General features: G+C 71.1%; 12 protein-coding genes and 3 pseudogenes. 6 read left to right on the forward strand and 9 right to left on the reverse strand.

Annotated elements, in window-relative coordinates:
* Nucleotides 1–66: 66 nt before the first annotated feature.
* Together ACFU7Y_RS28620 and ACFU7Y_RS28625 are read right to left on the reverse strand one after the other, a co-directional pair.
* The gene (locus ACFU7Y_RS28620; protein WP_380770105.1) at nt 67–1122 is read right to left on the reverse strand and encodes a CU044_5270 family protein; all 1056 of its coding nucleotides are present in this window, start codon (nt 1120–1122) and stop codon (nt 67–69) included.
* Nucleotides 1119–1754, reverse strand: coding sequence for an RNA polymerase sigma factor (locus ACFU7Y_RS28625; protein WP_380770107.1), 636 nt, complete (start codon nt 1752–1754; stop codon nt 1119–1121). Before ACFU7Y_RS28625 ends, ACFU7Y_RS28620 begins: the two co-directional genes overlap by 4 nt.
* A 96-nt stretch (nt 1755–1850) precedes the next feature.
* Between ACFU7Y_RS28625 and ACFU7Y_RS28630 the strand changes: the two genes are divergently transcribed.
* Both ACFU7Y_RS28630 and ACFU7Y_RS28635 read left to right on the forward strand, forming a co-directional pair.
* On the forward strand, nt 1851–2450 hold the full coding sequence (locus ACFU7Y_RS28630) for a hypothetical protein (protein WP_380770108.1): 600 nt from the start codon (nt 1851–1853) through the stop codon (nt 2448–2450).
* A 185-nt stretch (nt 2451–2635) separates the two neighbouring features.
* The gene (locus ACFU7Y_RS28635) at nt 2636–2827 is read left to right on the forward strand and encodes a hypothetical protein (RefSeq protein ID WP_380770109.1); all 192 of its coding nucleotides are present in this window, start codon (nt 2636–2638) and stop codon (nt 2825–2827) included.
* A 158-nt stretch (nt 2828–2985) separates the two neighbouring features.
* Here the strand turns inward: ACFU7Y_RS28635 and ACFU7Y_RS28640 are convergent, their stop codons facing one another.
* From ACFU7Y_RS28640 to ACFU7Y_RS28650, 3 genes are all read right to left on the reverse strand, one after another.
* The gene (locus ACFU7Y_RS28640) at nt 2986–3372 is read right to left on the reverse strand and encodes a hypothetical protein (protein ID WP_380770116.1); all 387 of its coding nucleotides are present in this window, start codon (nt 3370–3372) and stop codon (nt 2986–2988) included.
* A gap of 221 nt (nt 3373–3593) precedes the next feature.
* Complete coding sequence (locus ACFU7Y_RS28645; protein WP_380770110.1) at nt 3594–4346, reverse strand: transposase; 753 nt, start codon at nt 4344–4346, stop codon at nt 3594–3596.
* Nucleotides 4347–4696: 350 nt separating this feature from the next.
* Nucleotides 4697–5179 (reverse strand): SRPBCC family protein, encoded by a 483-nt coding sequence (locus ACFU7Y_RS28650; protein ID WP_380770111.1) that lies wholly within the window; start codon nt 5177–5179, stop codon nt 4697–4699.
* Between the two features lie 63 nt (nt 5180–5242).
* On the opposite strand from ACFU7Y_RS28650, the gene ACFU7Y_RS28655 reads away from it, so the two are divergent.
* From ACFU7Y_RS28655 to ACFU7Y_RS28665, 3 genes and pseudogenes are all read left to right on the forward strand, one after another.
* Nucleotides 5243–5917, forward strand: coding sequence for a TetR/AcrR family transcriptional regulator (locus tag ACFU7Y_RS28655; protein WP_380770112.1), 675 nt, complete (start codon nt 5243–5245; stop codon nt 5915–5917).
* 600 nt (nt 5918–6517) lie between these two features.
* Nucleotides 6518–7189: a DUF4328 domain-containing protein gene (locus ACFU7Y_RS28660; protein WP_380770117.1), complete on the forward strand. Its 672-nt coding sequence runs from the start codon at nt 6518–6520 to the stop codon at nt 7187–7189.
* A gap of 20 nt (nt 7190–7209) precedes the next feature.
* Nucleotides 7210–7350 (forward strand): annotated as a pseudogene (locus ACFU7Y_RS28665) (IS701 family transposase); the annotation flags it as partial.
* A gap of 202 nt (nt 7351–7552) precedes the next feature.
* Here the strand turns inward: ACFU7Y_RS28665 and ACFU7Y_RS28670 are convergent.
* The 4 genes and pseudogenes from ACFU7Y_RS28670 to ACFU7Y_RS28685 form a co-directional block, all read right to left on the reverse strand.
* Nucleotides 7553–8317 carry a maleylpyruvate isomerase family mycothiol-dependent enzyme gene (locus tag ACFU7Y_RS28670; RefSeq protein WP_224279990.1) on the reverse strand — a complete coding sequence of 255 codons (765 nt, stop codon included), beginning with the start codon at nt 8315–8317 and terminating at the stop codon, nt 7553–7555.
* Between the two features lie 62 nt (nt 8318–8379).
* Nucleotides 8380–8559, reverse strand: a pseudogene (locus ACFU7Y_RS28675) (IS5/IS1182 family transposase); the annotation flags it as partial.
* A gap of 23 nt (nt 8560–8582) precedes the next feature.
* Nucleotides 8583–9899, reverse strand: a complete 1317-nt coding sequence (locus ACFU7Y_RS28680) for a transposase (protein ID WP_380770114.1) — start codon at nt 9897–9899, stop codon at nt 8583–8585.
* Nucleotides 9900–10473: 574 nt separating this feature from the next.
* A pseudogene (locus ACFU7Y_RS28685) lies at nt 10474–11091 on the reverse strand (anthranilate synthase component II); the annotation flags it as partial.
* Between the two features lie 380 nt (nt 11092–11471).
* On the opposite strand from ACFU7Y_RS28685, the gene ACFU7Y_RS28690 reads away from it, so the two are divergent.
* On the forward strand, nt 11472–11894 hold a 423-nt coding region (locus ACFU7Y_RS28690), incomplete at its 3' end, for a hypothetical protein (RefSeq protein WP_380770115.1).

Raw genomic sequence — 11894 nt, forward strand, 5'->3', positions numbered from 1 at the left:
GCCGGTCACGGTCCTGAATCACCAGCGGCGCCGGCCGGGGCGGCAGCCCCGGCCGGTGCGGGGTTGTCAAGCCGTGGCCTGCCCGACCCCGGGGCGCTGGTTCTTGGCGTCGACGACCGCGCGGGTGACGATGGTCGTGCGCTCCACGACGGTGCCGGGCTTGACGCCGTTGACCTCCCGGATCTGCACGCCGCGGCTGCCGAGGTACTGGTGGCTCTCCCGGTCGAAGATCCACTCCGACCGCTCGCCGGTCTGCGGGTCCAGACGCGCCAGCGCAATCCCGTCGCGGCCGGAGGCGTCCTGCGCGTGCTCGACCACCACGACGCCCGGGATCTTGCCGGCCGCCTCGTAGAGCGCGGCGGCGAGGCTGGCGGGCACGAGCTGCTCGCGGATGACGGAGCCGATCTCGTTGAACGCCTGCTGGTCACGGTCCCGGGTGCCGTTCACCGTCGAGTAGGCGAACTTCAGCAGCGCGTCGGGGTCGGCAGGTTGGGCCGCGAGCCACGTGTAGGTCTGCTGCTTGCGGGGATCGTTGTTGTCCAGCGTGATGCCGCCCTTGTCCTGGTAGCCCGGCTCGTCCAGCCAGCCCTTGGTGCCGTCGGGGGACTTCCACACCTCGCGGTCGTGCAGCGGCTGGACCCAGGTGGCGGACTCCCCGGTGTCCCCGTTGAAACTGGAGGCCATGAAGGAGACCCGGCTCTTGATGTAGATGTACTGACCCGGTCCGGGCTGGGGCGTGGCGTTCGCCGTCGCGGCGGCAGCGATCTCGCGAACTGTCGAGGCGAGCTGGACGGTGCTCCCCTCCTCAATCTGCACGACGGGCGCCTTGACCAGCTTCGGGGAGGCGGCGGCGTCGGGGCCGGCCGGGCTGCCCAATGAGACGACCAGGGCAAGGGCCGCGGCCGCGGCGACCGGCGCCGCGATCAGGGCGGCGCGGCGCAGCGGGCGCCGTGTCGGGGAGGGCGCGGGGGTGTGGTCGGACTGGTGGATCTCGTTCATCAGGTGGTCCTCGAGCAGGTGCTGGCGGTCGGCCGCCAGGCGGGGGTCGGCCGGCGCGGGCAGGAGGCGGGCCAGTTCCGCGTGGTCGAGCGGTTCGTTGCGCCGCCGCGGGTTGCGGATCATCGGTGCGTCTCCTTGTGCGGCCGGGCCGCGGTGTCGCGGCTGCTCTGTGTTTGTCCGGGGGTCGGGAGGGGTTCCGTGTTCTTCTTCGCGGCGCGCAGTTCCTCGTCCGCGAGTTTGCGCAGTCGGGTGCGTGCGCGGGACAGGCGCGAGCGCACGGTGCCGACGGGCACGCCGAGGGTGGTTGCCGCTTCGGCGTAGCCGAGCCCGGACCAGACGCACAACGCGAAGACCTCGCGTTCCGAGCGCCGCAGGCGCGCCAGGGCTTTGCGGGCGGCCGCGAGTTCCTCGGAGTCGGCCATGCGGCCGACGAGTTCGTCGGCGAAGTCGGGAACCACATCGGCGGCGGGTACACGGGACATTGCCGCGCTGTGGCGGCGGGCGGCGCGCGTCGTGTTGCGCAGCACGTTCACGGCGATGCCCATCAGCCAGGGGCGTGGGCTGTCGCCCTCGTCGCGGAGCTTCCCGCGCAGGCGCCAGGCCTCCAGGAAGGTCAGCGAGACCACGTCCTCGGCCAGGGCCCAGTTCCCGGTCACGCGCACGGCGTGGCGGTACACCAGGGAGGAGTGGTCCCGGAACAGGTCGCGGAACGCTTCGGGATTCCCGGCCCGCAGCCGGGAGTGTGGATGGTTCACGTCATGCCTTGTCCGAGCAGGAACACCGGTTCCCGTGACACAGGTCACCGGCCGAGGCCGGTGAGGGTGCGTGTGAGGCTCGGCTCAGAAGCCCGGATGCCACAGACCGACACCCCCTCACCGCAGGAAACACCCGCTAAAGAGGGCCTGAGCTGCCGGGCTTCGGCCGGCAGAAGGCACACGACCACGCCGGACAGCCTCCACGCCTACGTCACCGAGCTCGGGCTCGGTCAGGTGCAGGTGATCGACACCACCAGCAACACCATCACCGACACCGGGCCGTTCGGTATCGCGATCACCCCGGTCCCCGCAGGGCCAGCCCTGACCATCACCAAGACCCACACTGGGAACTTCATCCCGGGCAGAACGGACACCTGCACCATCACCGTCGGCAACAACGGGACCGCCCCGACCAACGTCACCACCGTCACCATGAAGGACACCCTCCCTGCCGGACTCACCGCCACCAGCATCACCGGCAGGGGATGGCGCTGCGTCCAGCGCACCCTGACCTGCACCCGCAGCAACGTCCTCAACCCCGGAAACACCTACCCGCCCCATCACGCTGCGCGTCCGCGTCGCCCGCACCGCCACCGCCACCGCCACCGCCCCCACCACCATCGACCCCTGCGACGACCACCACCACCGGTGACCACACCACCCCCGGCCACCGGCCCGTACGGCCGGCATAGCTGAACAACCGGACGCTTCCCCGGCATCCACGCTCGACCCCAACGAGCGTGGATGCCCGCATATCGAGGCCGCTCACCACGAACCACGCCTCGGCCCCGCCGGGCGGTGGCAAGCCTCCCCTGCATCCGAAAGCGGGGAGGCGACCCAGTAGTTCCGGCCGGGATCGGCCGCCGGTTCCAGTGCCGCACTTGAGAGCGCCGTTCGTCGTCGGCCCGGCAAGCGACCCGGCCGGGAACCTCGCCACCGCACCGGCCTCCCAGTCCACCGGACTCGCCACAGCAGCCGCCGTCTTCCGCACCCGCGACACCACGCCAGCGACAGCGTGGGACAACGCGCTACGCCCGGCCACAGCCGGTGCGGCGTCCGCGCAGGCGGCCTGACGGGGCGCAGCGACCGAAGCGACCGAGGCAGCGGGCTCGGCCGGGGTCTGCGGGGCGGGCTGCTGCGCCGAGGCCGCTCAAGCTCCGCGCCTGTTCTGCGGACGACGGTGGCCACAGGCGCGCCGGGTCGGCATGCCCCAGTGCGGGGCCAGGGTGGGTCAGGGGTTGGTGGTGGTACGGGCCCGTACGGCCAGCAGGGCGAGGTTCCCGGCTGCGGCGGCAGAACGGAAGTCGAAGACACTGGTGAACGGTCCGGTCACCAGCAGCAGGACTTCGTGCGCGCGCAGCGCCCGCCACCACTCGCGCCCGGCCGCGAGTTCCCCCTCGAACCAGGCCTCACCGTCGGGCCGACGCACCGTCAGGCACGGCGGGGACGCGGTGGCGGACCAGTCCGGGGCCGGATCCCGTTCCAGGACGCCCGCGTCGCGGGCCCACCCCTCCCCCGCCGCCACCAGGCGTCTTGCCGCGTCGGGCACCACCAGCACCGGACACCGGCCCGGCACCAGCTCCGGCCACGCCCTGCCCACCAGCCCCGTACCGGCCATGATCTCCACGCAACACCCCCTGCCCCACCACGCATCCCGGCACACCCCACCGCCTTGTGCCGGACCCCAGCCCAGCATCCCCCCGTCCCCGGCCCCGGTGCGGGCCGCGTCACCGACCGACAGAACCGAACACAAGGCGCGCGGTAGCACCAACCTCCTCCCAGTCCGGTCTGCAGGTGGAAGGATTCCGATGAACAAGATGACCAAGCGGCCGGTGTCGGTCAGTGCGTGCACGGCTTCGAACAACCGCCGCGCGTGTCGGACGGCCAGGCCGTCCGCATCCCCGGTATCGCTACCCGCTGGCTTGGCGGGCTCCGACCCGGCGGGGCCAGGGGCGGTGAGCGCTTCGGGCAGGCAGCCCGGTGGACGGCGGCGATGTCCTGAACGCGCCGGGACAGGCCCTGCCAGGGGTGGAAGCGGTCGCTGACCTGGACTGCGTCGGGGGCGCCGTCGGCGATGCCCTGCCGGTAGGTGAGTGATCCGTCACGACAGGCGACCTCGACACCGGGGTGCTCTCGCAACCAGCGACTCAGGTGTTCGGCGTCCCTGCCTTCCCAGAGCGTCAGCGGAAGCCGTGTCGTGGCGTCGACCAGGAGGGTGCCGTAGGTGTCACCGTAGAGCGCGAAGTCGTCCACCCCCAGCACCCGGGGTGTGACCAGCGGCGGCAGTGGCACCCGCATCAGCTGGGAGAGCACGCTGGACCGTGAGAGCGCGACATTGAGGATGCTCAGCATCCGGGCCCCGCCCCAGCCGGCCAGCACGACACCGACCGCCTCGACCATGCGCTGCAACAGCGGGGTCTGCCGCTGGTAGCGCACCGTCAGCCCTGGTACCTGTTCGGCGAAGGTCACCTTGGGGCAGGCCGGGTTTTCACAGTAGAGGCGACGCACGCTCAAGTCGATCCGCACCGGCCTGCTTCCGACCGTCACGTCGGCCGGCTGCCGTACGTACCGGCTGTGGATCCACTCGCTCACGGCCCCTCATCCCGTACACGCTGCTGGGTCCCGGGACCGTGTACGGGCCTGGACCACCACGACGGGACCGGACCCATCGACCGAGGTCACAATCACGTCCGCCAAGTGCGGGAACAACGAAGCCAGTTCAGTCGAGCACCATCAGTAGCTGCCCACTGCCGGGACGAGATGATCTCCGGCTACGAAAATCTTGCCAGAGCCGTAGACGTGCCCAGCCACGCACGGATGAACGTGCTCACTTCTTGATGTACTGATTACCGCGCTCGGGCTGTCCGCGACCCCTTGGAGCGCGCTCAGGCCTGTGTCGGCCCTCTGCGTGTGGTCTGGACGTGAGCGCGCGTGCTCGGTGGTCAGCGCATGAGGACGCGCAGCAGCCGTACGTAGCGGCTCCAGCGAGCCGGGCGGGTCACCGCGCCGGAACAGGCCAGTTCGGCGCGGTCCAGGCTGTCCTCCAGGCAGGCGTCGTGGAGGGGGCGGAAGATGAGCGGCCAGGTGAGGCGTGCCGGGCCGCAGGCGGCCATGGCGAGGGTATGGCGCAGTAGCGTGTGCTCCTCGTCGACGGCCAGGGCGGTGTATTCGTGGAATCCGTGGAAGCCGCGCGGCCCGCTGAAGGTGAAGCGCACCCATTGCGAGGGGACGTGTGCGGTGACGGTGTAGCGGACCGGGCCGTGCCCGCCGACCGCGTCGGCCGCCAGGGGGCGGTCGAACGCCATCGGCGGCCAGCTGCCGTGCGGCCAGAGCTTGTCGTCGCTGCTCGCCAGGGTGTCTATGAGCGCTCCCACCTCGCTTCGCTTCGCGGCCAGCAGGCGCTCGTGCACGTTGTAGACGCCCATGCGTCCTCCTCGGATTCTTTTTAGAGGTGCATCTCTAATATTGTGGAGAGTACTCTCTAGTTCATGGCAAGACCACCCCGCTTCGATGTGCAGCAGCTCCTCGACGCCGCCGTGCGACTGGCCGCCGCAGGGGGCCCGGCCGCGGTGACGATGTCCGCGGTCGCCATGGAGGTGGGCGCCCCGAGCGGTTCGGTGTACCACCGGTTCGCCGGACGACCCGCGCTGCTCGCCGAGGTGTGGCTGCGGACGGTGGAGAGCTTCCAGGACGGCTACTTCAAGGCCCTCAAAGCAGGCGTCGACGCGCGGCAGGCGGGGTGTGCGGCGGCACGCCATGTCGTCGCCTGGAGCCGCGCCCATCCGCAGGAGGCCGCTCTCCTCCTCTACGGCGCCGAGGACTTCGGGCGCGCCGACTGGCCCGAGGAACACCTCCAGCGGGCGGACCGCGGCAACCAGCGCGTGCGCGCCTCCCTCGCCTCCCTCGCCACTGCCCTGGGCGCCGAAGGCCAGCAGGACACCGAGCGAGTCGCACTCGCCGTGGTCGACCTGCCCCTCTCACTGGTCCGCCGCCACCTCCGGACCGGCGACCCCCTCCCCGCCCACGCCGAAGATCTCGCCGAGGAGTGCACCGCCGCACTGCTCGCCTCGCTTCCTACAGCGTCGGCGGCTGTGCCAACAGCTCCAGCCACAGGCCGAAGAACTGTCCGCGTGGCCATCGAGCGGGACAGCAGGGGCGCCTGACGACCGAGCACATTCATCCGTGTTGGTGGGAGGACACGTACACCGACCCGGAGGATCCCGCCTTCGCCCATCTCCGTCCGTGAGCCTCGATCCCCGGCCGGACGCTTGCACGGCGCCTGCCAGACCTGGAGGCGCTGCGCCCGAGACCAAGGGCCCACTCCCGGGCACAGCGGGCCATACAGGGGTCGCGGGAGGCCGCAGGCGGGCATTGCGGTCCCGGACCGGGCGGTGGGCGCCCGGTCCGCTGGGGGTGGTGCGGACGGCTGCGCCGGACGCACATCTGATCACCAGGTCCCGGCAGGGTGGAACCCCCGCCGTCCGAACCGTCACCCGGAACCGCACTCGCCCCACCCAGCAAACTCAGGGAGAGGGAACACACAGAGGGGGTTGTCTGACCTTCCGGCGGCCCGGAAACCGGGCCTGAGCTGCGGAAATGCTCGGCGGCGGGCGGAGGCGGCGGGGTACCTGCGGTGGTAGCTGCGGGAGCTCCTGCGGTGGCGTCTACGGGGGCACCTGCGGTGGTACCTGCGTGCGGTCGGCGCGGCACGCAGGGCCGCGGTCGGCCGGTCTTGCACCGGCGGTTCGGCGACCGGGTGACGAATCCGGGGACGGCGGCATTGGACCGGAGGTGAGCAGCACTTCCTCGTCCCGCGCGCGACGCGGCCTTGGGCTGGGGCCGGGCGCCGACCTGCAGGGCCTGGTTGCAGCGGGGGTCGTCGCCCTCGCCGCGGCGGGCCTCTTCCAGGTGCTCCAGGTAGCGGGCGGCGCTGCGCTGGACGGCCGGCGTCGCGCATCGGGGCCTGGTTCACCCCGGTCGTCCTGCTCTGGTTCCCCTGGCAGCTGATGGTGGACTGCTGGAGGGCGAGCGCGCCGCTGGACGCGGAGGGAAGGCGGCGCACGCCGTCGGAGAAGGTCCTCGTCGTGTGGTGGTCCACCTGGATCGGCTCTCTGATCGTCGCCCGGATCGCAGGCGCCATGGGTCGCGTGGACCCGTTGGTCCCCGGTGACCTCGAGAGTCTGCGCAACGCCATCCGGGTGGAGGCCGCCGGGTCGGCACTGCGGCTGGTGGCGGCGGTCGCGGCGATCGTGGTGGTCAACCGCCTGACCGCCATGCAGCAGGCGCGCCGAGCCGACGTCAACCCGCTCGCGGCCCAAGCCGCCCAGGCCCAGGCCCTGGTGCAGTCTCCGGCTGCCGCGGCAGCTCCCGCCACCACGCACGCGTCCGCCGAGGCGCCGCGTGACGCCGGGCCGGAGAGCCAGCCTCCGGCCTGACGCTGCACGGCCTGGCCGAGGGCCTGGACCACTACCAGGTCCGCCACTGGACCGCCTGGCACCGGCACATCACCCTGGCCATGCTCGCCCTGGCCTTCCTGGCGGCCCTCGCCGCCGACGCAACGCCGGCAAGGACCGCACAACCGAACCGACCCGCCCGAAGCACCGACCCGATCGACCTGACCGTCCCCGAGATCCGCCACCTGCTCGGCGCCTTCCTGGTTCCACAGAGCACGTCCCCGCACAGCCTGCTGACCTGGTCAAACTGGCGCAGGCTCCACCAAGCAACCGCCCGCCGCAGCCACTACCGACGACGCCTCGCCAAGCCCTCAACCGGATAGATCACGAAGTCACACTGGAGTATTAGTCCCAGTCCTGCAGCTGCTGGAGCAGGTCGGCGTCGCCCTCCATCCGCAGCGAGCCGGCCGGGATGCGCATGTACATGAGCAGGGCCATCTCGCTCGCCGTGCCGTAGATGGCGGCGGTGGGCTTGCTCTCGGCGGCCTCCGCCGCGGTGAGGCGGGTGAAGCGGGAACCGGCGGCGTCCACCGTCTGGCGCCAGGAGCCAGCCTCGGCTGCGTGGTAGTCCATGGTGGCGGGCTCGCCCGGCCACGGGACCGTGACGGTGCAGACGGTGGCGAGGAACTCCTCGATGGCGTCGACCGCCTCGGTCGTCGGCAGCTCCTGCGGGGTACCGGAGGCCAGCTGGGCGTCGTAGGTGTGGATCAGCGACTCCGGGACGCGGCGGCGGGCCACGGCGGCCACCGTGTGCGGCGAGGCCAGCGGCTCCCACCAGGCCCAGCAGCCCCGGTCCGGGCCGGCCTCGCGCAGAGCAGTAAGCAGCTGCTCCGTCGAGTCGGCCAGCCAGGTTATGAGGGCCTCGCGCTCCCTGGGCGCCGCCAGCCCGTCCTTGCTCGGCCGCTCGTCGCCCGGCGCGGTGTTCAGCACGATGTAGGCCCAGAAGCGGTCCCCCTCGCTGAGGTGGTTCGCCAGGTCGTACAGCGTCCAGCCCGGGCAGGACGGGACGTCGGCGTCGAGGCTGGGGGCCGCGGCGACGGCGGCGCGGAACGCGGCGGACCGTTCGTCAATCATCCGCAGCAGGGTGGGGAAGTAGAGATGCTCAGTCACGCAGACCTTGTATCACCCGGACCGGGACTCTCACACTCGATTAAAACCGACCGGCAAATGGATCACTTGAGGCGTCGGGTGGTGGGGCGGCCGTCCCAGCGGTAGCGGCTCGTCGAGCGTCGGATGAGCATGCGGAGCATGACGAGAGTGGCGGCGAGGTAGAGATAGAAGTCCACGACCTCGCCGCTCCTCTCGGTACAGCGACGGAGCCTTCCGTAGCCGTTCATCCACGCTCGACTTTTGACGTTCTGGCGGGTCTGGGTGATCAGGCTGCGCTGGCTGCGGCCCATGCCTGCTGGACGGCGTGGATTTCCTCATCTGTGGGTCTGCCTGGGCTGTTGGGCGTAAATCGGGCGGCGATGATGACCCGGCGGAGCTTGGCGACCATGTCGGACAGGGACGGGTCGGCCTTGGTGGTGTACCAGGGGGCGCGTTCGCGGTGCTCGGCGGCGTCGGCGGGATGGTGGCCGTGCAGCGCGTACCAGACCACGGTGATCGTGTAGCAGTACAGGCTGAACGGGACGGTGCGTTCGACCGCGTGGCGGGTGCGGCTTTGGGCCTGGCCGGCGCCGAAGAGGTCGCGGGCCTCGGCGAAGGTGACCTCGATCGGCCAGCACCACGCGTACCGGGTGACCAAATCCGGCAGTGGCGTGTCCAGGTCGGTGGTGACCAGGGCCAGGTCGTAGCCGCTGACGGTGTCCTCGTCGCGCAGGAGCACGATCCGGACGGTGCGGGTGTGGAACGAGCCGTACCACAGGCAGGTCGTCGCGGTCAGGTGGACGGTCTCGGTGCGCTGGTAGCGCGTGACCGTGGCGGTGGTGAAGTCAGCGGTGTCGGCCAGGTCCTTGGCGGTGCCCAGCCGCTGGCCCTTCAGGGCGGGTCGGCCGCGGCGCCCGGTGGGTGGTGGGGCCAGGTCGTACAGCACCGCCGAGGCGGGAAGCCGAGTGGTGAACGTGCAGGTCGAGGGCAGAGCGCGGAGCGCCTTGCCGTGGTAGGCGGCGTCCGCGACGACGTGGATGTGCCGTCCGTCGTGGCAGGCGGCCAGCAGGCGGATCATGGACGCGGCGAGGCCGGCCTTGGACTGCTCCTGTTGCGGGCGCCACAGCCGGGCCATCACCGGCAGGCACACCGGCCGTGCCAGGAACGGCAGTTGAACCACGATGCCGACCACCACGAAGCAGGTTCCGCGCCCGACCGGTCTGGAACCCCTGGCCGCGCCGTCGTGCTGCCAGGCCGCGCCGAACACCTTCTTTCCGCGCCGCTTGAACAGCGTGTCGTCCACCGTCACGGTCAGCACCGCGCCCTCGGACAGCAGGCGGCGAACGACCAGATGGGACAGGGCAATGCCCAGGAGGTCCGGCTTCCAGGTTACGCGGGAGAAGAAGGCGTGGGCGCGGTCGTGGGACCAGGTGCGCGTCAACCCCGCGCCGAGGAGTATCCCGGTCACCGTGCACCGCACCGTCTGCGCGATCAGCCCCGTGACCGGCGCAGCGAAGGTTTGGAAGGTCGGCGCGGTGAAGCAACCACGCACCAACTCCAACACGGCGAGCAGCGAAGCGGGTACGGTCGGATCCGGAAGCATCGGCGGGTCCCTCACAGCAGGCGACGCAAGCACCGCCGATGCTTCTCCGCTGTCGCCAGCCAAAGCGGCCAGATGACGCCACATCACCCACCCGAGCGACCCACACGACGATCAACAAAAACGTCAAAAGTCGAGGGAGTTTCAGGTAGTCGAAAACGTCGAGGCCGTCGATCCGGTGGGTGCCGTCCGACCGCTCCAGCGTCAAGCCGCCGGCATCGCTGCTGCCGCCGGCCCGGTAGCGCACCGTCTCTCCGGCCGGTCCCCCGCCGGGTGCGAGGTAGCTGAAGCGCCCGGTGTCCGGGCCGGGGGCGGAGCTGTCCAGCCAGACCAGCGGCCGTCCCGGCTCGCGAAGCGCCTCCGCCACTGCCGCGCCCGGCAGTGCGTAGGGCACGTCGGCCACCCGCATCAGGGGCCGCGGCCGCTCGCCCCAAGGGGCGGGCAGGAATCCCGATCCGGACACCGGGGCAGGAGCGGCGGACGCCACCGCCGGTCCTGGCACCGTCGGACCGGATGCCAGGGCCACGGGCGGCCGGTCCGACGACCGGGCGGGGTGGAGCAGTTGAAAGTTGGCCAGCAGCCGGTACCCGTACTGCGTCAGTACCGACTCCGGGTGGAACTGGACTCCGTACAGCGGGCGGTCCGCTGCCTCCAGGGCCATCACCGTACCGTCCTCGGCCCAGGCGGTAGCCCGCAGCAGCAGCAGTGGTTCAACCGCCGTGAGCGAGTGGTAGCGGACCACCTCGAACTCCTGCGGGATGCCCGCGAAGAGCGCGCTCCGGTGCCGGATCCGCGAGACCTCCCCGTGCATCGGCCGGGGCGCCTGCACGACCGAGCCGCCGTACCCGTGCAGGATCCCCTGGTGCCCGAGGCACACTCCGAGGACGGGTATCGCCGCGTGCCGGACGACGTCGGCGCAGACTCCGAAGTCCGCTGCCCGGCCGGGGTGCCCGGGACCGGGCGAGATGACGATGTTGTCGACCGGCAGCCCGGCCACCGCAGCCCAGTCCAGTTCGTCGTTGCGCACGACCAGCGGCGGCCGACCATTGACCTCGGCGATCTGCTGGAACAGGTTGAATGTGTAGGAGTCGTAGTTGTCGATTAGGAGAGTAAGGCGTCCCGTCGGAACGGACGGAAGCGGTGACCAGGACTCGCTCATGCTGTTGCCGCCATCTGTTGCTCGAAATGATTCCATCGGATTGGCGCCGGCTAATCCCAACCCGTCGAATCCGAAGCGGGCTGGATCTGATTGTCCGGGAAAGTGAAACGGTCCATTCGAAGGCACCTTGTCATTCCTGGTCGGATTTCCGTCCACCAAACGCTGTCGGACCAGGATTGCCCGTTCGGATGAATCCGCGCCAGACCCTGCGGACTGCAGGAAGCTGCACGGCAGCAAATGCCGCGGAGGTTCGGTCAAAAGCGCTCCGGCGGCCTTGTGCAACGCGGTGCGTTCTGTGATCCTGAGGGCCGTTCCCCCGACGCCGCGGCAGCCCTGTGGGCGTCCCCATCTACGCGACGGCACGGCGCGACGGCATCCGCCCGGCGCCGTCCTCCCTCCGGAGAAGATCCGCTGCAGTGGCAGACGAGAACAGCGGCACTGCCGCGCCGAACGCCCTTCCGGTCACGCTGCTCAGCGACACCGTGGTCGTCGGTCCGGCGGCCGGCAGAGACCGGCGGGTGCACCGAGAGCTGGTCGCGCGGGCCGAAGGCTGGCAGCGGCTCCTGCTGCCGGCGCCACCCGAGCGGCGAGGCACACCCATGTCCCCGGTCACGGGCCGGGACGTCGACCCGTCGTTGCTGGGCACCGGCGCCGGGACGGCACTGATCGTCCGACGCTCGGACGGGGCGCCGATCCACACGGTGACCGGCCTTCCGCAGCCGGTCCGCTGGTCCGGCATCAGGTCGCTTGCAGACGTACTGGCGGAGCGACCCGGTCCGTTCGCCGCCGACCCGGCGCAACTGACCCGGCTGTTCTCCCCGTGGACCGGGCTCCTCCTG

The sequence above is a fragment of the Kitasatospora sp. NPDC057542 genome, assembly GCF_042801945.1.
Taxonomy (GTDB): Bacteria; Actinomycetota; Actinomycetes; order Streptomycetales; family Streptomycetaceae; genus Kitasatospora.